The organism is Janthinobacterium sp. BJB401 (genome assembly GCF_013372745.1).
GTDB classification, from domain to species: domain Bacteria; phylum Pseudomonadota; class Gammaproteobacteria; order Burkholderiales; family Burkholderiaceae_D; genus Janthinobacterium; species Janthinobacterium rivuli.
The window spans coordinates 1-21,323 of sequence record NZ_JABXFH010000010.1 but is presented as its reverse complement, the minus strand read 5'-3'; the positions used below and the strand labels follow the sequence as shown (position 1 = coordinate 21,323).

The 21,323-nt window shown below is 62.9% G+C and carries 16 protein-coding genes and 1 other RNA gene; 6 read left to right on the top strand and 11 right to left on the bottom strand.

Annotation, left to right across the window (positions count from 1 at the left end):
* Positions 1–42 precede the first annotated feature (42 nt).
* The 4 genes from HWE17_RS09020 to HWE17_RS09005 all read left to right on the top strand — a co-directional run bounded on the left by HWE17_RS09020 (position 43) and on the right by HWE17_RS09005 (position 7,565).
* Positions 43–2,103: a carbon starvation CstA family protein gene (locus tag HWE17_RS09020; RefSeq protein WP_176388547.1), complete on the top strand. Its 2,061-nt coding sequence runs from the start codon at positions 43–45 to the stop codon at positions 2,101–2,103.
* Positions 2,103–2,303, top strand: coding sequence for a YbdD/YjiX family protein (locus tag HWE17_RS09015; RefSeq protein WP_010396213.1), 201 nt, complete (start codon positions 2,103–2,105; stop codon positions 2,301–2,303). Before HWE17_RS09020 ends, HWE17_RS09015 begins: the two co-directional genes overlap by 1 nt.
* Before the next feature lie 245 nt (positions 2,304–2,548).
* Positions 2,549–5,404 (top strand): response regulator, encoded by a 2,856-nt coding sequence (locus tag HWE17_RS09010; RefSeq protein ID WP_176388546.1) that lies wholly within the window; start codon positions 2,549–2,551, stop codon positions 5,402–5,404.
* Position 5,405: 1 nt separating this feature from the next.
* On the top strand, positions 5,406–7,565 hold the full coding sequence (locus HWE17_RS09005) for a bifunctional diguanylate cyclase/phosphodiesterase (protein WP_176388545.1): 2,160 nt from the start codon (positions 5,406–5,408) through the stop codon (positions 7,563–7,565).
* Here HWE17_RS09005 and HWE17_RS09000 read toward each other — a convergent pair.
* From HWE17_RS09000 to ubiD, 7 genes are all read right to left on the bottom strand, one after another.
* Positions 7,534–8,667 carry an esterase-like activity of phytase family protein gene (locus HWE17_RS09000; RefSeq protein ID WP_176388544.1) on the bottom strand — a complete coding sequence of 378 codons (1,134 nt, stop codon included), beginning with the start codon at positions 8,665–8,667 and terminating at the stop codon, positions 7,534–7,536. The genes HWE17_RS09005 and HWE17_RS09000 overlap by 32 nt on opposite strands.
* Before the next feature lie 144 nt (positions 8,668–8,811).
* Positions 8,812–10,032: a CaiB/BaiF CoA-transferase family protein gene (locus tag HWE17_RS08995; protein WP_176388543.1), complete on the bottom strand. Its 1,221-nt coding sequence runs from the start codon at positions 10,030–10,032 to the stop codon at positions 8,812–8,814.
* Positions 10,033–10,042: 10 nt separating this feature from the next.
* Positions 10,043–10,633, bottom strand: coding sequence for a recombination mediator RecR (recR, locus tag HWE17_RS08990; protein ID WP_034786598.1), 591 nt, complete (start codon positions 10,631–10,633; stop codon positions 10,043–10,045).
* Between the two features lie 47 nt (positions 10,634–10,680).
* Complete coding sequence (locus tag HWE17_RS08985) at positions 10,681–11,007, bottom strand: YbaB/EbfC family nucleoid-associated protein (protein WP_034759121.1); 327 nt, start codon at positions 11,005–11,007, stop codon at positions 10,681–10,683.
* Between the two features lie 42 nt (positions 11,008–11,049).
* Entirely contained in the window at positions 11,050–13,368 is a 2,319-nt protein-coding gene (gene dnaX, locus HWE17_RS08980) for a DNA polymerase III subunit gamma/tau (protein WP_176388542.1), read from the bottom strand.
* A gap of 238 nt (positions 13,369–13,606) precedes the next feature.
* Positions 13,607–13,705, bottom strand: an RNA gene (gene ffs / locus HWE17_RS08975) — signal recognition particle sRNA small type.
* A gap of 123 nt (positions 13,706–13,828) precedes the next feature.
* Positions 13,829–15,313: a 4-hydroxy-3-polyprenylbenzoate decarboxylase gene (gene ubiD / locus HWE17_RS08970; protein WP_035826120.1), complete on the bottom strand. Its 1,485-nt coding sequence runs from the start codon at positions 15,311–15,313 to the stop codon at positions 13,829–13,831.
* A 586-nt stretch (positions 15,314–15,899) separates the two neighbouring features.
* Between ubiD and HWE17_RS08965 the strand changes: the two genes are divergently transcribed.
* Positions 15,900–16,709: a lytic transglycosylase domain-containing protein gene (locus HWE17_RS08965; RefSeq protein WP_255206174.1), complete on the top strand. Its 810-nt coding sequence runs from the start codon at positions 15,900–15,902 to the stop codon at positions 16,707–16,709.
* A gap of 134 nt (positions 16,710–16,843) precedes the next feature.
* Here the strand turns inward: HWE17_RS08965 and nusB are convergent, their stop codons facing one another.
* The 3 genes from nusB to ribBA form a co-directional block, all read right to left on the bottom strand.
* Positions 16,844–17,314 (bottom strand): transcription antitermination factor NusB, encoded by a 471-nt coding sequence (gene nusB, locus HWE17_RS08960; protein ID WP_034759129.1) that lies wholly within the window; start codon positions 17,312–17,314, stop codon positions 16,844–16,846.
* Between the two features lie 91 nt (positions 17,315–17,405).
* Entirely contained in the window at positions 17,406–17,888 is a 483-nt protein-coding gene (gene ribH / locus HWE17_RS08955) for a 6,7-dimethyl-8-ribityllumazine synthase (protein ID WP_034759563.1), read from the bottom strand.
* A gap of 66 nt (positions 17,889–17,954) precedes the next feature.
* Positions 17,955–19,070, bottom strand: a complete 1,116-nt coding sequence (ribBA, locus tag HWE17_RS08950) for a bifunctional 3,4-dihydroxy-2-butanone-4-phosphate synthase/GTP cyclohydrolase II (RefSeq protein ID WP_035826115.1) — start codon at positions 19,068–19,070, stop codon at positions 17,955–17,957.
* 349 nt (positions 19,071–19,419) lie between these two features.
* Between ribBA and HWE17_RS08945 the strand changes: the two genes are divergently transcribed.
* Positions 19,420–19,845 (top strand): OsmC family protein, encoded by a 426-nt coding sequence (locus HWE17_RS08945; RefSeq protein ID WP_176388540.1) that lies wholly within the window; start codon positions 19,420–19,422, stop codon positions 19,843–19,845.
* On the opposite strand, the gene HWE17_RS08940 is transcribed toward HWE17_RS08945, so the two are convergent.
* Positions 19,842–21,260: a hypothetical protein gene (locus HWE17_RS08940; protein WP_176388539.1), complete on the bottom strand. Its 1,419-nt coding sequence runs from the start codon at positions 21,258–21,260 to the stop codon at positions 19,842–19,844. The two genes, HWE17_RS08945 and HWE17_RS08940, sit on opposite strands and share 4 nt — an antisense overlap.
* Positions 21,261–21,323: the final 63 nt, after the last annotated feature.

Here is a 21,323-nt window from a genome sequence, read left to right as displayed (position 1 = left end):
CATCATCGCACGGCACAGCGCCCGTCAATCTCTGGAGGAAGCATGAACCGCATTTTCAAACAGCTCGGCTGGGCAGCGCTTGCGCTGGCAGGCGCCGGGTCCCTGGGCGTCGTCGCCCTGCAACGTGGCGAACCGATCAGCGCGATCTGGATCGTCATCGCCGCCGTCTGCGTCTATCTGATCGCCTACCGTTTCTACAGCCTGTTCATCGCCGACAAGGTGCTGGGCCTGGATGCTCGCCGCATGACACCGGCCTTCAAGCACAACGATGGCCTCGACCACGTGCCGACCAACAAATATGTGCTGTTCGGCCACCATTTCGCGGCGATTGCCGGCGCCGGCCCCCTGGTCGGCCCCGTGCTGGCCGCGCAGATGGGCTATTTGCCCGGCATGCTGTGGATTTTGGCTGGCGTCGTGTTTGCCGGCGCCGTGCAGGATTTCATCGTGCTGTTCATTTCCATGCGCCGCGACGGCCGCTCCTTGGGCGACCTGATCAAGGCTGAACTGGGCGAAATTCCCGGCATGATCGCGCTCCTGGGCTGCTTCATGATCATGGTCATCATTCTGGCCGTGCTGGCATTGATCGTCGTCAAGGCGCTGACCGGCTCCCCATGGGGCAGCTTCACCGTGATGGCGACGATCCCCATCGCCCTGTTCATGGGCGTGTACTCGCGCTTCATCCGCGTGGGCCGCATCGGCGAAATTTCCATCATCGGCTTCGTGCTGCTGATGCTGGCCATCATCGGCGGCCAGTATGTGCAGGAACACGCCGTGCTCGGTCCGATGTTCACGTTCACGGGAACGGAACTGACGTGGATGCTGATCGGCTACGGCTTCATCGCCTCGGTCCTGCCCGTATGGCTGCTGCTGGCGCCGCGCGACTACCTGTCGACTTTCCTGAAAATCGGCACGATTCTCGGCCTGGCCATCGGCATCATCGTCGTCGCGCCGTACCTGAAAATGCCGGCCATGACCAAGTTCATCGACGGCTCCGGCCCTGTCTGGTCGGGTAATCTGTTCCCCTTCCTCTTCATCACGATTGCCTGCGGCGCCGTCTCCGGCTTCCACGCGCTGATTTCCTCGGGCACCACGCCGAAGATGATTGAAAACGAAAGCCACGCCCGCTTCATCGGCTATGGCGCCATGCTGATGGAATCGTTTGTTGCCATCATGGCCCTGGTGGCCGCCTCGACCATCGAGCCAGGCATCTATTTCGCCATGAACAGCCCGGCCGCCCTGATCGGCACCACGGCCGAGTCCGCCGCTCAGGCGATCTCGCAATGGGGCTTCTATGTCACGCCGGAAATGCTGACGCAGACGGCCAAGGACGTTGGCGAGCACAGCATCATCTCGCGCGCCGGCGGCGCACCGACCCTGGCCGTCGGCATGGCGCAGATCCTGTCCGGCGCCATCGGCGGCAAGGCCATGATGGCTTTCTGGTACCACTTCGCGATTTTGTTCGAAGCGCTGTTCATCCTGACGGCCGTCGATGCGGGCACGCGTGCCGGCCGCTTCATGCTGCAAGACTTGCTGGGCAGCTTCGTGCCTAGCCTGAAAAAGACGGAAAACGTCATCGCCAACCTGCTGGCCACGGGCCTGTGCGTGGCGGCGTGGGGCTACTTTCTGTACCAGGGCGTGGTCGATCCATTGGGCGGCATCAACACCCTGTGGCCGCTGTTCGGCATCGCCAACCAGATGCTGGCCGCGATCGCGCTGATCCTCGGCACCTGCGTGCTGTTCAAGATGAAGCGTGGCCAGTACGCGTGGGTCACCATCACGCCGACCATCTGGCTGCTGCTGTGCACCTTGACGGCCGGCTGGCAAAAGATTTTCGACGCCAATCCGCGCGTCGGCTTCCTCGCGCATGCCAAGAAATACTCGGCGGCACTCGATGAAGGCACTTTGCTGGCGCCAGCCAAGTCGGTGGCGCAGATGCAGCAGATCATCTTCAACGATTACCTGGACGCCGGCCTGGCCGCCTTCTTCGTCATCGTCGTCGTCAGCGTGCTGTTCTTCGGCATCCGCACGATTTTGAAGGCGCGCGCCGACAGCCAGCCGAGCACCAAGGAAACACCGTTCCAGGCCTTGCCCACGGTGCAATGATGATCGACGAAATCATCAAGGCTGGACGGTATCTGGGGCAAAGCATGCGGCTCATGTGCGGCTTGCCCGAGTACGACACCTATGTGGCGCACCGGGAAGTGACCCATCCCGGCGAGCCGATGATGACGTATGAAGAGTTTTTCCGCGAACGGCAGGAAGCGCGTTATGGCGGCGCGGGAAAACGCGGAGGGTGTTGCTAATACCGGTAACAGCACCGGGGTCAGACCCTCTTGGGTCTGACCCCAGCTTCTCAGGGGTTTAACCGTGTAAGTCCCAAAGCAAATACTGGGGTCAGACCCGAAGGGTCCGACCCCGGCCATATTTAGTTCCCCTCCCCTCTCCTTCCTTAGACCCACATCAATATCGTGGTGTGTCTTCGCGTCTATATTTTTCCAATAGGAAATTAAAAAACAGTCAACAGGCCGACCGGAGAAGCGCCGCAACCATGTTCAATTTCCAACGCTCCAGCATCAGCCAGAAGCTGACCATGATTTCGGTACTGTCGTCGGGCTGCGCGCTGCTGCTGGTGTTCGTGGCGTTTGCGCTGACGTCCGTGCTCAGCCACAAGAGCGATGAAGGCAAGCAGCTGCTGTCGCTGGCGAGCGTGATCGGCGCGGCCAGCGCGGCGCCCTTGCTGGCGGGAAAATCGGCGCAGGCGCAGGCGGAACAGGTGCTGGCCGCGCTGGCCGCGCGCGACGAGGTGGCCCAGGCGGCCCTGTTCGACAAGGGCGGGCGTTTGTTCGCCCTGTACCGCGCGTCGCAGCACGAAAAGGAGCTGGCGAGCCTGGCGGCGCCGGAAGACATGGACCCTGCCTTGCTGGCCGACATGGCCGTGCAGCCCGTCACGCAAGGCTCGGGCACGACCCTGGCGCCGGCCATGCGCTTGTACCGTCCCGTCTACCGGCCAGGCGAGCCGCAACAGATCATCGGCGCCGTGCTGATCGAGGCCGACCTGAACCACATGTGGCGCGACATCGGCCGCCACGTGGGCGCCATCGGCGGCGCCACCGTGCTGTCCTTCCTGATCGCCGTGTTCCTGGCACGGCGCTTCAAGAGCGTGATCGCCGAACCGATCACCAAGCTGATCGACACGGCGCAAAAAGTGTCGAGCAGCCAGACCTACAGCCACCGCATCGCGCACCAGCGCAGCGACGAGCTGGGCGTGCTGATCGACAGTTTCAACGACATGCTGGCGCAGATCGACAGCCGCGACAGCACCCTGGCCAATTACCGCGACCAGCTCGAGCGCCAGGTGGGCGTGCGCACGGCGCAGCTGGAAAAGGCCAAGGACGCGGCCGAGGCGGCCAGCCAGGCGAAGAGCGCGTTTCTTGCCACCATGAGCCATGAAATCCGCACGCCGATGAATGGCGTGCTGGGCATGACGGAGCTGCTGCTGGCCAGCCAACTGACGCCGCAGCAGCGCCACTACACGAGCATGGTGCAGCGTTCGGGACAGAATTTGCTGGTGATCATCAACGACATCCTCGACTTTTCCAAGATCGAGGCGGGCAAGCTGAGCGTGGAATACATCCGCTTCAATTTCCGCGAATTGCTCGACGACATAGAACACGTGTTCGCGCCACAGGCGGAAGCGAAAAACATCAGCCTGGAATTCGACATCGCGTTTGACATTCCCATCGCCATTTGCGGCGACCCGAACCGCTTGCGCCAGATCATCGTCAACCTGCTGGGCAATGCCATCAAGTTCACGGAAACGGGCAAGGTTACCGTGAAAGTGACCGTCTGCAGCGAAGACGCGCCCAGCGTGGGCTTGCGTTTCGAGGTGCACGACACGGGCATCGGCGTGTCGAGCGAAGCGCAGACGCGCATCTTCGAATCGTTCTCGCAGGCGGACGGCTCGACCACGCGCAAGCACGGCGGCACGGGCCTGGGACTGACGATTTCGAAACAGCTGGTGGAGCTGATGGGTGGCACTATCGGCGTTGATAATGCTTTAACGCAAGGGTCTATCTTCTGGTTCGAAGTAAATTTCGATAAGCGGCGGGTCGACAGCGACGACCCGTCCTTCAACCTGAAAACCACGCGAGGGTTACGCGCCTTGATCGTCGACCACACACCCGCCACGCGCGCCGTGCTGGAGCGGCAACTGGCCAGCTGGCACATCGTCAGCGACAGCGCCGGCACGGCCAGCGACTGCCTGGGCAAGCTGCGCGCGGCCGCCCAGGCGGGCACGCCGTATGCCGTGGCCCTGCTCGACATGGAGTTGCCGCGCACCAGCGGCCTGGCCCTGGCCGCCAACATCAAGAGCGACCCGCTGCTGGCCGACCTCAGGCTGCTACTGCTGAGCACGGAACAGGCGGCGGCCGACCCGGTGCAGCGGCGCGAGGCGGGCGTGGCCTACCAGCTGATCAAGCCGGCCCGCGAATGCGACCTGTTCGACTGCATCGTCACGCCGCCGCGCGTCAGCGAGGGCATGCGCATCCATCCGCCGCACGCGCCCCGTCAGGTGGGCCGGCGCCAGCGCCGCCGCGTGCTGCTGGCCGAGGACAATCCCGTCAACGTGGAAGTGGCGCTGGCCATGCTCGACAGCCTGGGCCTGGACGTGGTCTGCGCGCACAACGGCGAAGAAGCCTTGCAGGCGGCGCAGGCCGAGGATTTCGATCTGATCCTGATGGATTGCCAGATGCCCGTGATGGATGGCTTTGCCGCCACGGCGGAAATCCGCCGCCACGAACAGCACTGCGGCCACGCGCGCGTGCTGCCCATCGTCGCCATCACGGCCAATGCGCTGCAGGGCGACCGCGAAGCGTGCCTGGCGGCCGGCATGGACGATTACCTGAGCAAACCGTTCACGCAGCAGGACCTGGGCCACACGATCGCGCGCTGGATCACCCTGCCGCGCGCGGCCACCGTGCACCACAGCGAAGCGCCAGAGCAACAAACGCCGCCAGAGACGCCTCCCGCGCCGCAGCCCACGCCAGCCGGCCAGCCGCTGAACCGGCAAGCGCTGGAAAACATCCGCGCCCTGTCCGGCACGGATGGCGATGCGCTGCTCGAACGGGTCATCCAGGCCTTCGTCGGCGAGACGCCGCGCCAGTTGAGCGCCATGCGCGCAGCGATTGCCGGCGCCGATGCGGAAGCGCTGCGCAAGGTGGCGCACAGCCTGAAGTCAAGCAGCGCCAACGTGGGCGCCGACGGCCTGGCGCAGCTGTGCAAGGAGATGGAAAAACTGGGCCGCGCCGGCAGCACCGAGGGCGCGGCTCCCCTGCTGCTGCAGATGCAGCAAGCCTTCCTGGCCGTACGCGAATCGCTGAACGCCATCCTCGTGAAGGAACACTGACATGACAGCGCCTCTCTCCCCTCCCCGCGGCCTGGTGCTGGTGGCCGACGACGATCCCGTGATGCGCCTGCTGATGCGGCAGATGCTCACGCAGGTGGGCCTGGACGTGATCGAGGCCGAAGACGGCGTGCAGGCGCTGGCCAGTTACAAGCACAGCGGCCCGGACCTGGTCATGCTCGACGTCGACATGCCGGCCATGGACGGCTTTGCCGTGTGCCGCGAAATCCGCCACCAGGAAGTGGGCGGCACGGTGCCCATCATCATGGTGACGGGCGGCGACGAACTCGAAGCCGTCACACGCGCCTACGAGGTGGGCGCCACCGACTTCATTTCCAAACCCATCAACTGGCCCATCCTCGGGCACCGCGTGCTGTACGTGCTGCGCGCCAGCGACGCCATCGCCCGCCTGCGCATCGCCGACGCGCACAACCGCGCCGTGCTGGCCGCCATCCCCGACACCTTTTTTCGCCTGAACCGCGAAGGCTTTTATCTCGACTACGAACAGGGCCACGACGCCAGCGCCGGCTTTTCCATCACCGACTGCGTGGGCAGCCATATCCGCGACGTGCTGCCGCCCGAAATCGCCGCGCGCCTGCTGGACCAGGCGCACGCCGTGCTGGCCACGCAGCATATCGGCTCGGTCGACTACACGCTCACGCACGAAGACAGCACGCGCCATTTCGAGGCGCGCCTGGTGGCGACGGGGGCCGATGAGGTGCTGGGCCTGGTGCGCGACATCAGCGAACGCAAGCGCACGGAAGAGCAGATCCGCCGCCTGGCCTATTGCGACAGCCTGACGGGCATCCCCAACCGGCAAGCGTTCCTGGAAACGCTGGAGCGCGAGCTGCTGCGCTCGAAAGAATACGACAAAAAATTCGCCGTGCTGTTCATGGACCTCGACGCCTTCAAGCGCATCAACGACACCCTGGGCCACGACGTGGGCGACCATTTGCTCAAGGTGGTGTCCGAGCGCCTGCGCGAAACCATCCGCCCCAGCGACCTGGTGCTGCGCGCCGAACACGAGTTTGAAGCCGTCTTCGGCGGCAGCAACCTGGCGCGCCTGGGCGGCGACGAATTCACGATCCTGATACCCGATCTGGAGCGCGTGGAAGACGCGCTGAACGTGGCGCATCGCGTCAAGGAAGCCATGCGCCGGCCCTTCATGATCGAGGGGCACGAGATTTTCGTCACGGCCAGCATCGGCATCTCGCTGTATCCGGAAGATGGCGAGGACTGCAACTCGCTGCTCAAATATGCGGACACGGCCATGTACCACGCGAAGAACTGCGGCAAGAACAACGCCAAGCTGTACAGCTCTTCGCTGACGATGGAAATCATGAGCCACGTCAAGATGGAAGTGGGCTTGAGGAAAGCCTTGCAGAACAACGAGCTGTACCTGCTGTACCAGCCGCAGATCGACGTGCCCAGCACGCAGATCGTCGGCGTGGAAGCGCTGATCCGCTGGCGCCATCCGGAACGGGGCATCATCTCACCCACGGAATTCATCCCGCTGGCCGAAGAGACGGGATTGATCGTGCCCATCGGCGAATGGGTGCTGCGCACGGCGTGCAACCAGGCCAAGGCGTGGCAAAACGATGGCGGGCGGGCCATCCGCATGGCCGTCAACCTGTCGGCCAAGCAATTCAAGGATGAAAACCTGATGCAAATCGTGCTCTCGGCCCTGGCCGACACGGGCCTCGACGCGCGCCTGCTGGAACTGGAATTGACGGAAGGGACCTTGATGGACGATGCGCGCGCCACCATGGTGACCCTGGAGCAATTGCGCGGCATCGGCGTGTACCTGTCCATCGACGACTTCGGCACAGGATATTCTTCAATGAATTATTTGAAACGCTTCGACGTGCGGGCATTGAAGATCGACAAGAGTTTTATCGCCGGCTTGCCGCAGGATACGGAAAACGCGGCCATCACGCGCGCCATCATCGCCATGGCGCATGGCTTGAAAATGGTGGTGGTGGCCGAAGGCGTGGAGACGGACGAGCAACTGCTGATGCTGGAAGAATACGGCTGCGACATGGCGCAGGGATACTTCCTGGGCCACCCGTCGCCGCACGACACGATCACGGCCATGCTGGCCAGGCAGAGGGGCCAGCTGGCCAGCCTGGAAACTAGAGCACTTCGAAGGCAAGGATTTGCGTGACTTGCTGGGCGTTGAAATTATCGTCGGAAATCATCACCAGGCTGCGGCGGCCGTTTTCCAGGCGCGGGCCCCAGCTGATGCCTTCGATATTGTCGACCCGTGTCAGGCCGGTCTTTTCCAGGTCCAGCAACAATCGCTTGCGCGCCGGCACGTAAGCCGCGCCCGCCAGGGCCGGGATGGTCTGAATGTCGGTGGCGCCATCCGTGTCCATCGCATACACACGCACGTGGTTCGTATACACGCCGTCCGCATGTTCCACGCCGGCCCGCTCCACCACCAGCAACTGGTGATCGTTGACGGCAAGGATTTCCGACACGCCATTGTCCGCTTCCTTGCCCGGCGCCGGCCGCGACGCCACCGGCTCGATAGCATATGCATACTGGCCCAGCACGGTGCCGGCGCGGTCCAGGCGCGTGATGCGCACGACGGAGCCGTTATCGGGCGTGGCCAGCGGGCCATCCTGGTACAGCGCCGCTTCCATGCCCAGCCACAAGCTCTTGCCATCCGACGAGAACGACAGCGCTTCAAAACTCATGTTGTTGCGCGATCCCGTTGCTTCCTGCGAGACCTTGAACATGGCGGGCGTGGGCAAGGTGCCCAGGTAGTGGCCGCCGCTATCGGCATGGCGCACGAATGGGTGCAAGCCCACCTTGCGGTTGCCTTCGCTGCCGTACCACAGGCTGCCGTCCTGCGGATCGACGCGGATGGTTTCGATGTCGGCCACCTGGTCGCCCTGCTCCAATTTTGCATGCGCCAGGTTCGGATAGCGGCTGCCGTCGGGCTGCGTGAAGAAATGCACGCTGTTCAAGGTCACGCCCGTAAACGCCTTGCTGTCGTAGTGCAGCGCGGCACGGTAGAAGCGGGCTGGATTGATTGCCGAGCGGTCATCGCTTTCCATCACCCAGCTGTTGTTGGCCGCATCGTAATCGATGCCGGACAGGCCGCCCACCGAGGTGCCCTCGAACGCGTATTTGAGTGCGATGCGCTGCTCGCCGATCAGGCGCAGGCCCGTGACCGACGCGTCGTGGGGGAAGCTGGCACAGGCAGAAAGGAGGATGGCGGAAGACGCCAGGGCAAGCGCGGTGCGGAAAAATCGATGCATGACAAGTATCAGTGAGTTGCGTAGGTCGGCTTAGCGCACAGCGCGTAAGCCGACAACATTGTTAACTTGGCCGGTGGTGGCGTCGGATTACGCGGCTACGCCGCTAATCCGACCTACCCGACCTACCTTCCCGACATCATCCCACTACACCACCCCATCCGCCTTCAGCCGCGCAATGGCTGCCGCATCAAACCCCAGCGATGCCAGCACCTCGTCGTTGTGCTGGCCCAGGGTCGGCCCCAGCCACTGGGTCTTGCCCGGCGTGGCGGACAGTTTCGGGCTGATGGCGGGCAATTTGACGGGCGTGCCGTCGGGGAACTGGTGCTGTTCGAACATGTCGCGGGCAAGGAATTGCGGGTCGCTCATCATGTCGCGCACGGAGTAGATTTTGCCGGCCGGCACGTCCGCCGCCTTCAGCACGGCCAGCGCGCTATCGATGGTGTGCGTGGCGCACCAGGCGCCGATGGCGTCGTCGATTTCCTGCGTGCGCGCCACCCGGCCGTCGTTGCGTGCCAGTTGCGGGTCGCCCGCCATGTCGATGCGGCCCATGGCCAGCATCAATCGCTTGAAGATGGCGTCGCCGTTGCCGGCAATCACGATGTTTTCGCCGTCGCCCGTCGTGTAGGTATTCGAGGGCACGATGCCGGGCAAGGAGCCGCCCGTGCGCTCGCGCACCACGCCCGCCTGGTCGTATTCGGGCACCAGCGACTCCATCAGGTTGAACACGGATTCATACAGGGCCACGTCGACCATCTGCCCTTCCCCATGTTCGCGCCCACCCGTCACGTCGCGGTGGCGCAAGGCCATCATGGCGCCGATCACGCCATGCAGGGCCGCCACGGAGTCGCCGATCGACACGCCAACCCTGACGGGCGGACGGTCGGCAAAGCCGGAGACATAGCGCAAGCCGCCCATCGATTCGCCGATGGCGCCGAAACCGGGCAAGTCCTTCATCGGCCCCGTCTGGCCAAAGCCGGACAGGCGCACCATGATCAGGGACGGTTTGATCTGCTTGAGCTGTTCATAGCCGAGATCCCACTTTTCCAGCACGCCGGGACGGTAGTTTTCGATGATGATGTCCGCTTCCAGGGCCAGCTGGCGAGCGATGGCGCGTCCCTCGGGCGACTTCAGGTTCAGCGTTAAACTTTTCTTGTTGCGCGCCTGCACCGACCACCATAGCGAGGTGCCATCCTTCAGCACCCGCCAGGTACGGATGGGGTCGCCGCCATCGGGCGACTCGATCTTGATCACGTCGGCGCCGAATTCGGCCAGCATGCGGGCGCAGAAAGGCCCCGCGATCAGGGTGCCCAGTTCAAGGACTTTGATACCTTTTAAAGGACCAGTATTCGCGGAGGGTTCAGTCATAGAGATCAGTTCAGGTTGCCCTGCGGTCGAGCATCGCGCGGGCAATCGTGCCCGCGTCGACGTATTCCAGTTCGCCGCCCACGGGCACGCCGCGGGCCAGGCGGCTCACGCGCAAGCCGCGCGCCTTCAGCATTTCGCTGATGTAATGGGCCGTCGCTTCGCCTTCATTCGTGAAGTTGGTGGCCAGCACCACTTCACCGACCACGCCATCATTAGCGCGGTTCAGTAATTTTTCGAGGTGGATATCTTTCGGGCCGATGCCGTCCAGCGGAGAGAGTCGTCCCATGAGGACGAAATACAGGCCCTTGTAGGTGAGCGTCTGCTCGATCATCAGCTGGTCGGCGGGCGTTTCCACCACGCACAGCAAGCGCTTGTCGCGCTCTTCGTCGAGACAGGTCTCGCACACTTCGTGTTCGGTAAAGGTATTGCACAGGCCGCAGTGATGCACGGCATCGACGGCCTGGAACAGGGCGCGCGACAGCATGGCCGCGCCTTCCCTATCGTGCTGCAACAAATGAAACGCCATCCGCTGCGCCGACTTGGGGCCGACGCCGGGCAGGCGCCGCAGCGCCTCGGTCAAAAATTCAAGCGACTTGGACATGGATCAACCCTGCCCCGTGCCACAGATCGAGCGCATGCGGTAGTGCATCAGAATGGCATTTTGAAGCCGGCTGGCAAGTTCATGCCGCCAGTCAAGCCTGCCATTTTTTCAGCTGACGTCGCTTCCGCCTTGCGCACGGCGTCGTTGAAAGCGGCGGCGACCAGGTCTTCCAGCATGTCCTTGTCGTCGGCCAGCAAGGACGGGTCGATGGAGACGCGCTTGACGTCGTTCTTGCACGTCATGACGATTTTCACCAGGCCGGCACCGGACTGGCCTTCCACTTCCACCAAGGCCAGTTGTTCCTGGGCCTTTTTCATGTTGTCTTGCATTGCTTGCGCCTGCTTCATCAGGCCAGCCAGTTGATTTTTCATCATGAGAATGCTCCGTTCAATTCAGTTTATGAGTTTTGTTAATCATCAATGCAGGGTCGGCGCGGCGGAGCCGGCCGGTGCAGGGGTAATCGTTCCCGGCACAACAAAAGCGTCGAATGCACGCTTCATGTCGAGCACGAAGGGATCGCTGGCGATGGTTTCTTCCGCTTGCAGCTGGCACGCCTCGCGGTGGGCCTGCGCTTCCGCGCTGGCCGTGTACCAGACGGCGCCCAGTTCCGTGTCGACATTGACCTTGCGGCCGAAACGCTCGCTCAGCACGGCCGCCAGTTTTTCCACGTTGGCCGGACTGCGCCACGTGTCGATCGGCACGCGCAGGCGGAACGTGGTGCTGTGGCCGTCGTGCAGGCATTCGATCAGCTCGGCCTGCACGGCCAGCTGCTGGGCTATGCCGCGCAGGGGCAGCACGGCAGCGACGGCCGGCCAGTTGCCGTCCCAGTCCAGGCCCGGCACGGGCGTGATCACATACGGTCCGCTCGGTGCAGCTTGCTTGGCGGCACGCTGCGGCATGATGACGGCCGGCTGCTCGCTGCTTTGCGCGGCGGGCGCCGACACGGCAGCCGAGGCGCTGTCGTCGGAAAATTCGGTGACCCAGGGCGGCAAGTCGTCGTCGGCGGGCGCCTGCTGTGGCGGCGGTGCGGCAGGACGTGCCTGCTGCACGGGCGCTGGCGCTTCCATCACGGCGACCGGTGGCGCATCGTCCCACGGCGCAGGCGCTTTCGCGGCGGCGGGCGGTGGCGGCGGAGCAGCCTGGACGGGTGCAGCCGGAACTGGCGCAACGGCGGCAGGTTCCGCTGCCGGTGCAGGTGCGGCTGGCTTGGGCGCCGACGATGGCGCCGATGGCGCGCTGCCCGGACGGCCTTTCGAGGCGGCGCGGGCCGCTTCCAGCGCCGCATTGATGGCGGCGCGGGCGGAACTGATCGGGGCGCCCGAGGCTGCCGGGGCAGCCGCAGCGGGAGCAGCGGCAGGCGGCGGCACTGGTGCTGGCGCCGGGGCGGCTACAGGTGCCGGTACTGGTGCCGGCGCCGCTGCGCGTGGCGGCGGCGCTTCGCTGCGGGCCATGCTGGCGGCGGCTGCTGCCACCACGGCGGGCGGGGTCACGGCCGCGTGGCTGGCCACGCTGTTCGTGGCGGCGCGGGCGGCCGGTGCCGATGCCCCTGCCGCGGCGCGCGCGGCGGCCACGGCGGCGGGACGGTTGCCTGGAGCTGACGCAGGCGCGGCAGCCGGCACGCCATCGGCGCCGCCTATGCCGGGCCGAAAGGCCAGCATGCGCAGCAAGGTCATGGTAAAGCCCGCATATTCGTCGGGCGCCAGGCCCAGTTCATTGCGGCCATGCACGGCGATCTGGTAAAACAGCTGGACTTCTTCCGCGTCAAACGCGGCAGCCAGACGCACGATGTCCGCGTATTCCGGCAAATCCTGCGGCAAGGCGGCGGGCACGGTTTGCGCCAGCGCAATGCGGTGCAGCAAGGTGCCCAGGTCTTGCAGGGCGCCATTGTAGGACAGGCTGCGCGAAGCCATCTCGTCGGCCACGGCCAGCAAATCGGCGCCATCCTGGTGCGCCAGCGCGTCGAGCAGGCGCACCAGGTAGGACTGGTCGAGCGCACCCAGCATGCCTTGCACGGCGTCGAGCGTCACTTCGCCGGCCGCATACGCGATGGCCTGGTCCGTCAGGGACAGCGCGTCGCGCATGGAACCGTGGGCGCCCTGAGCCAGCAGGCGCAAGGCCGGCTGTTCGAAGGCGATGCCCTCTTGTCCCAGGATATTGTCCAGGTGGCTGATGATGTGGCCGGGCGGCATCTGCTTGAGGTTGAACTGCAGGCAGCGCGACAGCACGGTCACGGGAATCTTTTGCGGGTCCGTCGTGGCCAGGATGAACTTGACGTGCTCGGGCGGTTCTTCCAGGGTTTTCAGCATGGAATTGAACGCGTGGTTCGTCAGCATGTGCACCTCATCGATCATATAGACCTTGAAGCGCGCATTGCTTGGCGCATACACGGCTTGCTCGAGCAGCTGCGCCATTTCATCGACGCCGCGGTTCGACGCCGCATCCATCTCTATATAGTCGACAAAGCGTCCCGCATCGATCGCCGTGCACGCTTCGCACACGCCGCAAGGCTGGGCCGTGATGCCGCCCGTGCCGTCGGGGCCGATGCAATTGAGCGACTTGGCCAGGATGCGCGACAGGGTCGTCTTGCCGACGCCGCGCGTGCCCGTGAACAGATAGGCGTGATGCAATCGGCCGCTGTGCAAGGCATGCGTGAGCGCGCGCACGACGTGCTCCTGGCCGACGAGCGTCTCGAAATTCTTGGGGCGGTATTTACGGGCGAGGACTTGATAGGACATGCTGAGATTTTACCATGCGATTTTGCGGGTGATCCTGCGCGGCGGGCGCAAGCCTCATGGCCGGGCCATTCCAATATGGCAAACGCGGCAAAGCAGCAATTGTATAACATGGCCACGTAGAAACAGGGAAAACACGGCAAGCCCGGCAGTGCTGCGGGCCAGCAAGAAAATGGGGCCGTAAAAGCAAAAAAGCTGCCCTTGGCAGCTTGATTGTTGATCCTGATAAAACATTCCCGAAGGAGGCGAGCCTGATCTGCGGCACTCATGGTTAATAGCCGTGGCTGCTTCGTTCCCGACCTGACCAGGTTAGCCATGCCACGATGCGCAGGGGCCCGCCGGGGACAATTATAACCGACCTGCGTAAGATTGGGAAATTGCCGCGCAGCCGGGCCAAACCCAGAAGCAAAATCTGGGGTCGTACCCTGAGGGTACGACCCCGGCATCTGCCCTTGGGTTGACCTTACAGGCCCAGCTCTTGCCAAATCCCATCCACCTTCGCCTTCACTTCCGGCGTCATGGCAATCGTCGTGCCCCACTCGCGCGTTGTTTCGCCCGGCCATTTATTCGTCGCATCGATGCCCATCTTGCTGCCCAGGCCGCTGACCGGCGAGGCGAAGTCCAGGTAATCGATGGGCGTGTTGTCGACCAGGGTCGTGTCGCGAATCGGGTCGACCCGCGTGGTGATGGCCCAGATGACTTCTTTCCAGTCGCGGATATTCACGTCTTCGTCGACCACGACGATGAACTTGGTATACATGAACTGGCGCAGGAAGCTCCACACGCCGAACATCACGCGCTTGGCGTGGCCCGCGTACTGTTTCTTGATCTGCACCACGGCCATGCGGTAGCTGCAGCCTTCGGGCGGCAGATAGAAGTCCGTGATTTCGCTGAACTGCTTTTGCAGCAGCGGCACGAACACTTCGTTCAGCGCCAGGCCCAGCACGGCCGGCTCGTCCGGCGGCTTGCCTGTATACGTGGAGTGATAGATCGGATCGCGGCGCATGGTGATGCGGTCGATGGTAAACACGGGGAAACTGTCCTGCTCATTATAGTAGCCCGTGTGGTCGCCATACGGCCCTTCCAGCGCATGCTCGTAGCCGCTCGGATGGTTTTCATCCGGATAGATATGGCCTTCGAGCACGATCTCGGCCGACGCGGGCACGCGCAGCTCGCTGCCAATCGCTTTTACCAATTCGGTGCGGCTGCCGCGCAGCAAGCCGGCGAACTGGTATTCGGACAGGCTGTCCGGCACCGGCGTGACGGCCCCTAATATAGTAGCGGGATCGGCACCGAGCGCGACGGCGATCGGATACGGCTTGCCCTTGCTTTGAATCGCGTGCTCGCGGAAGTCCAGCGCCCCGCCCCGGTGCGCCAGCCAGCGCATGATGACTTTATTACGCCCCAATACCTGCTGGCGGTAGATGCCGAGGTTTTGCCGCTTCTTGTTCGGGCCCTTGGTGATCACCAGGCCCCAGGTGATCAGAGGGGCGACGTCGCCAGGCCAGCAATGCTGGATCGGCAGGCGCGCCAGGTCGACGTCGTTCCCCTCCCAGACGATTTCCTGGCACTTCGCGCCGCGTAACTCTTTTGGCGACATATCCCACACGGATTTCACCAGCGAGCCCAGGCCAAGCAGATCCTTGAAATCCTTCGGCGGTTCCGGTTCCTTCAGGCGCGCCAGCACATGGCCGATCTTGCGCAGCTCGCTCACATCTTCCGCGCCCATGCCCAGGGCCACGCGGCGCGTGGTGCCGAACAGATTGCCCAGCACCGGCATGGCGTATCCCGTTGGATTGTTGAACAGCAAGGCCGGCCCGCCTGCGCGCAAGGTGCGGTCGCAAACTTCCGTCATCTCCAAAATCGGTGAAATGGGGGTCGAAATGGGCTTAAGTTCACCCATTTGTTGCAGTTGAGAAATAAAATCTCGCAAATCTGAATATTTCATGTGTTTTTAATTTTTTTTGACGTCGGACGCCGTTGCTGAAGGATCTATGCCAAGTAATTGATTTTATTGGCTTTTGGCACAATGCAAGTCAAAAAGTAAGACATAAAAGTAATAAAGAAACGATTCGTTAGTATTGACTTGATATAAAACGGCTTCTACAATTCGCCCAACTTGAAAGAGCACGCCGGCCCAGAGCTTGATTTTAGCGTTTCTCTTTCATTCACGGAGTCGGGGCTCCACATGACATTTTAAGGAGTGTTTTCAAAAGGCGTCTGCCTTACCCCCGGTAAAAGTTGTATTGCGACTGATCCAATACCAAAACGGGACCGATCAGCTCAAGCAAGCAATGACGGCGTTTCTCGCACGCATCCATACGCGGCGGAAGCGATGATATTTCTGATGCACGGCATTGGCAGTACCCACAACACCGCGACACCGCGGAGGGACTGCCTGTTGACGCGACATTTCGGGGAACTCTATGACTCATCGTAGCACTGAAGCAGCATTGCCTGCTTCAACCGTGGCTGGCCAGCCAGCGTTGGCGCGTTTGCGCGCCCGCGCACAAGCCATTTCAGCACGTGGCGTTTTGACCACGGCACAACACACACTGACAGTGTTCGGCATTTCCGCCCTGGCACTGATCGCCCTGCTGATGTTCCGCCCGGACCTGGGCAAGCAACTGACGCACAGCCTGTTCCCGCTGCCGATGGCGGAAGCGCAAGCCATTGAAGCACCGGCCCTGTCCGCACTGATGGAAGCGCCCGCTTCCGTGCAAACGGCCGCCGCCAGCGACGCGCCGCTGAGCAAGGAAGAAAAAGCCTTGCTGGGCACGCAAAAGCAGCAGCAATGGGTCACCAACTGGCTCTCCAAGCGCTACCGCGTGGCCAACGATGCGACCAATATGCTCGTCTCGACGGCTTACCTGACGGCCCGCGAAATCAAGCTGGACCCGCTGCTGATCCTGGCCGTGATGGCCATCGAATCAGGCTTGAATCCGTTTGCGGAAAGCCCGGTCGGCGCGCAAGGCTTGATGCAAGTCATGTCGAAAGTGCACCATGAGCGCTTCCAGGAAATGGGCGGCGTACAAGCAGCCTTGAACCCGGTCGCCAACATCCGCGTCGGCTCCCTGATCCTGAAAGACTACGTCACGCGTGGCGGTTCCGTCGAAGCGGGCTTGAAAACCTACGTGGGCGCCGCCAACTTCGCCACCGACTCGGGCTACGGCTCGCGCGTGCTGGCTGAATACCGCCGCCTGAAACAAGTGTCCGCCGGCCAGCGCGTACCGACCACGACGCCGGTGATGGCATCGAACACGCCAGCGCCAGCCAAGGCCCCTGCAGCGGAAAGCGGCATCACCATCAAAGTACTGCCTCACAACGAGATCGCCGGCCTGTGACCCTTTAAAAGCCCTCACAGGGGCATCCAAAAAGCAGCACTCGAAAATAGCACCCAATGAAAAAGCCACCGCACGCAAGTGCCGGTGGCTTTTTTACTGCCCTGCGGCAACAGCCGCAGGAACTACTTACTCGATCACTTGCGCTTGTTGGCGTTGACTTCTTCCTCGCGGAATTTCACTGCCAATTTATCCAGCACGCCGTTCACATACTTGTGGCCGTCGATACCGCCAAACGACTTGGCCAGTTCGACCGCTTCGTTGATGACGACGCGGTACGGGATTTCCATGTTGTTCTTCAGCTCGAAAGCGCCGATCAGCAGGATGCCGTGTTCGATGGGCGACAGTTCCGCGATATTGCGGTCGATCAATGGTGCCATGCTTTCGCGCAGCGCCAGCGAATCCTTGATGGCGCCGTACAGCAGCACCGTGAAATGATCGCCATCGGCCTTGTCGAAACCGTGTGCCGCGCGAATATTGTTCACGACGGTGGTCGCGTCTTCATTGTTCAGCAGCCACTGGTACAAGCCCTGCAGCGCAAACTCGCGCGCGCGGTGACGCGGCGTGCGGTTTTTGCTGGGATTGGCGAGCAAATTTTTCTCAGTCATGATTGTTACCTGTTTTTAAATACGTATGTACTGCAGATAGTGACGAATACCACGGTGTGCTGCCAGGCAGCACACTGCGGCGCAAGCACGATTAGTCCTCGTCTGTGTCTTGCAACTCTTCCAGCGCTTGCGCCAGATTGGCCATTTCCACTGCCACGCGTGCCGCTTCGGCTCCCTTGACCAGCATGCGCACTTCCGCCTGCTCGTCATTTTCGGTCGTCAACACTGCGTTGGCGATGGGGATGCCGTAATCGAGACCGACGCGCGTGATGCCCGCGCCCGATTCGTTCGATACCAGCTCGAAGTGGTAGGTTTCACCGCGAATCACGGCGCCCAGTGCGATCAGGGCGTCGAATTGCTCGGTTTCCGCCATTTTTTGCAGAATCAGTGGGATTTCCAGGGCGCCCGGCACGGTCACGTGCAGGATATCTTCATCGGCCACGCCCAGCTTGCTCAACTCTTCCAGGCATGCCGACAGCAAGCCACCACCGACGATTTCATTGAATCGTGCCTGGACGATACCGACGCGCAAACCTTCGCCGGCAAAATTGGTTTCGTATGCTCCTACGGTCATCATATGCCTCTTTATAAGTGATCAGCGGCGGCGCCATGCGCCAGGCTGCTGAATAGTGTTAATTAATTACTGCTGGCCAGGATGGCACTGAAAACCCGTTACTTCCAGGTCGAAACCGGCCATCGACGGCATCTTGCGGGGGCTGGCCAGCAATTGCATCTTGCTCACGCCCAGGTCGCGCAGGATTTGCGCGCCGATGCCGTAGCTGCGCAAGTCCATGCTGGCGGCCCGGCCTTTCGGCTTGGCTTGCGGCGTATCCAGGGCGGCGAACTGGGCAAACAGCTCGCTCGACGTCTCGCCACAGTTCAGCAAGACCATCACACCCCGCTCGGCCTGCTTGATGGCGGCCATCGAAGCGGCCACCGTCCACGAGTGGGTGGTCGCTTCGCTTTCCAGCACGTCCAGCAGGGAAACGGGCTGATGCACGCGCACCAGCGCTTCCAGGCCGGGGGCCAGGTCGCCATGCACGAGAGCCAGGTGGGCCGACGCGCTGGGCTTGTCGCGGAAGGCGATCAGGCGGAATTCGCCGTGCGCCGTGTGCAGGGTGCGCTCGGCAACGCGCTCGACCAGGGATTCCGTCTGGCTGCGGTAATGGATCAGGTCGGCAATCGTGCCGATTTTCAGGCCATGTTGCTCGGCAAACACCAGCAAGTCCGGCAGGCGCGCCATGGTGCCGTCGTCCTTCATGATTTCGCAAATCACGGACGCGGGCGTCAGGCCGGCCATGGCCGTCAGGTCGCAACCGGCTTCCGTATGGCCTGCGCGCATCAGCACGCCGCCTTTTTGCGCTTTCAGCGGGAAGATATGGCCGGGCTGGACGATATCGCTGGGCTGCGTGCCCTTGGCCACGGCCACCTGGATGGTCTTGGCGCGGTCGGCGGCGGAAATGCCCGTCGTTACGCCTTCGGCCGCTTCGATGGACACGGTAAAGTTGGTGCCGTAGGCAGTGCCGTTGCGCGACGTCATCATCGACAGGTTCAGCTCGTCGCAACGCTCTTCCGTCAAGGTCAGGCAGACCAAGCCACGCGCATGCGTGATCATGAAATTGATGGCTTCAGGCGTCACGAAATCGGCGGCAAGCACCAGATCGCCTTCATTTTCCCGGTCTTCTTCATCGACCAGTATCACCATGCGGCCGGCGCGTAATTCAGCGACGATCTCTTCGGTGCTTGAAATAGACATTGTTCATCCTCTTATGACGCCTGGCGAAACCTGCTGCGCGTCGGTTTTGCCGGGCGTTGTTAGTGAAACTAAAAACTGCAACATCAAGTGCGAATATTCCTCAGATTTCCGGGAATTTTCTTATAACCTGCTATTTTAAAGGATTTAGCGCTTGCAGACCTGAAATAAGACAGCTTTGCGGCACGGATGCCGCAGTCTGCATCACAAAGCGCCGCTTCCCCGATCCTGGGCACACGGCGGCGGCAAGGCGCGCGCCGCCGGCCTTGCAAAGAGCATAAGATCAGTCAGTCAGTCACCGCCACGGCGCTGATACCCCACTCGCAGCGACACCCCACACAGGAGCGGCAATATGAAAACCAACGGATCGGCCATCTGGTCAGGCGGCATCAAGGATGGCAAGGGCGCCATCAGCACGCGCAGCGGTGCCTTGCAGGAATATCCCTACGGCTTTGCCAGCCGCTTCGAAGGCAAGCCAGGCACCAATCCCGAGGAATTGATCGGCGCCGCGCATGCGGGCTGCTTCACCATGGCCCTGTCGCTGATTCTCGGCGAAGCGGGCCTGACGGCGGAAAAGATGGAAACGACGGCCGAAGTGACCCTCGACAAGGTGGACGACGGTTTCGCCATCACGGCCGTCCATTTGATCCTGAAAGCGAAGATCCCCGGCGCCGACCAGGCGAAGTTCGATGAATTGACGGCCAAGGCCAAGGCCGGCTGCCCCGTGTCGAAGCTGCTGAAAGCCAACATCACCCTGGACGCGACCCTGCTGTCCTAGATTTTAGGCACGGGCTTGACGGGCTCCACAGCAGCGACGGGCGCCACCAGCGGCAGGCGCGAGTCACTGGCCGGCAATGGCCGGTTCATCAAGCCGGGGTTCAAGGCTGCATTGTTCAGGTTATAGGCGGCGATGGCTGCCGCCACGGACGGATCTTGCGACGAAGGCGGCGGCACGGCCATGCCCGCGTTTTGCGCGGCCAGCTCTTGCGCCTGGGCATTTTTCTGTGCCAGCTGGGCTTGCGCCGTCGCCAGGCCCGCATCGGCTTGCCCCTGCGCCGCGCGCGCCAGCGACTGCGCCCGGTCACTGGCCGCCTGGGCCGCCATTTGCGCGTCGCTGGCGGCCAGCTGCGCCCGCGCCGCATCGTCCGCCGCCGCTTGCGCCCGCTGCTGCAAGCCCTGCTGCTGCACTTGTCCCTGGCGCAGCGCGTCCACCCGTTCTGCTTCCTGCTGCTGCGCCTGCTGATCGGTATTGATCCGTTCGCTGTCCAGCCGTTCGGCCTCCAGGCGATGAGTATTGACGCGCTGATTGTCCGCGCGCTGCGTCTGCAGCAGTTCCGCTGCATCGGCGGCTTGCGTCGAAGGCTGGGGCCACAGCTCCTGCAAGTCCAGGTTCAGCTCTTCCGCTTCCAGTTGCTGCTGCAGTTCCAGCTGCCGCTGCGCAATGGCGATCGTCTGCGGCGGCGCCTCGTCGATGGCCTGCGGCTGCACGGCCTGCGTGGCCGGCTCGGCGCTGGACGGCAGTGCTTCGCCCGTCAAATCCGCCTCGACACTGGCCGCCAGCGGCGCGCCCTGCTGCCGGGCCAGCACGGCACCCACCTGCGCCAGCACGTCCGTTCCCTGTTGCAAGGCGTCCAGGGTGGCATTGCTGTCGGCTGCATACGCGGCCTGCAACGTTATCGCATCGACATCTTCATTGCGCAGATCGATGCCGATGCGGGCCAGCTGCGCTTGCGTGAGCAAGCTGCCGTCCTGCGCCAGCGCGGCGGCCGCATCCGTCGTGCCATCGCCCGACAGCAAATCGTAGCGCTGCGCCAGGCTGCCCGGCGTGTCGCCGGCCGTCGCCAGCTGGCTGGCGTCGATGCCGCTCGTTTGCAGCTGGGCGAACGATTCCGTCAGCTGCCGCGCCAGTGCCAGCAAGTCGTCATTGACATTCACGGGGGTATTGGCTGCCCTAGCTTCCTCCGTGGCGCCCTGCAAGGCCAGCAATTGCCGGCGCGACAAGGCCACGCCGGACAGGAACTGGCCCAGCGGGGAGATATCGACCTGGGTCGATGACAGGATGGCAAGGGCCGCCGCCGCGCCGGAGGACGGCACGGGCAGTGCAGGTGCCAGCGGCGCCAGCGGAACCGTCTCGCCCACGCGGGACGTGGCCGGGATGGTGTTGGGCACGGTTGCGCGCGAAATCGGGTCCATGGCTTTTCCTTTGATTTGGAAAATATCAGTATGCACCAAGACGATGTAGCGCGTATGTTTGCG

Excerpts from the sequence above, each read along its gene's own strand:
- HWE17_RS09020 (WP_176388547.1), top strand. The coding sequence starts at position 43 with ATGAACCGCATTTTCAAACAGCTCGGCTGGGCAGCGCTTGCGCTGGCA.
- HWE17_RS09015 (WP_010396213.1), top strand. The coding sequence starts at position 2,103 with ATGATCGACGAAATCATCAAGGCTGGACGGTATCTGGGGCAAAGCATG.
- HWE17_RS09010 (WP_176388546.1), top strand. The coding sequence starts at position 2,549 with ATGTTCAATTTCCAACGCTCCAGCATCAGCCAGAAGCTGACCATGATT.
- HWE17_RS09005 (WP_176388545.1), top strand. The coding sequence starts at position 5,406 with ATGACAGCGCCTCTCTCCCCTCCCCGCGGCCTGGTGCTGGTGGCCGAC.
- HWE17_RS09000 (WP_176388544.1), bottom strand. The coding sequence starts at position 8,667 with ATGCATCGATTTTTCCGCACCGCGCTTGCCCTGGCGTCTTCCGCCATC.
- HWE17_RS08995 (WP_176388543.1), bottom strand. The coding sequence starts at position 10,032 with ATGACTGAACCCTCCGCGAATACTGGTCCTTTAAAAGGTATCAAAGTC.
- recR (WP_034786598.1), bottom strand. The coding sequence starts at position 10,633 with ATGTCCAAGTCGCTTGAATTTTTGACCGAGGCGCTGCGGCGCCTGCCC.
- HWE17_RS08985 (WP_034759121.1), bottom strand. The coding sequence starts at position 11,007 with ATGATGAAAAATCAACTGGCTGGCCTGATGAAGCAGGCGCAAGCAATG.
- dnaX (WP_176388542.1), bottom strand. The coding sequence starts at position 13,368 with ATGTCCTATCAAGTCCTCGCCCGTAAATACCGCCCCAAGAATTTCGAG.
- ubiD (WP_035826120.1), bottom strand. The coding sequence starts at position 15,313 with ATGAAATATTCAGATTTGCGAGATTTTATTTCTCAACTGCAACAAATG.
- nusB (WP_034759129.1), bottom strand. The coding sequence starts at position 17,314 with ATGACTGAGAAAAATTTGCTCGCCAATCCCAGCAAAAACCGCACGCCG.
- ribH (WP_034759563.1), bottom strand. The coding sequence starts at position 17,888 with ATGACCGTAGGAGCATACGAAACCAATTTTGCCGGCGAAGGTTTGCGC.
- ribBA (WP_035826115.1), bottom strand. The coding sequence starts at position 19,070 with ATGTCTATTTCAAGCACCGAAGAGATCGTCGCTGAATTACGCGCCGGC.
- HWE17_RS08945 (WP_176388540.1), top strand. The coding sequence starts at position 19,420 with ATGAAAACCAACGGATCGGCCATCTGGTCAGGCGGCATCAAGGATGGC.
- HWE17_RS08940 (WP_176388539.1), bottom strand. The coding sequence starts at position 21,260 with ATGGACCCGATTTCGCGCGCAACCGTGCCCAACACCATCCCGGCCACG.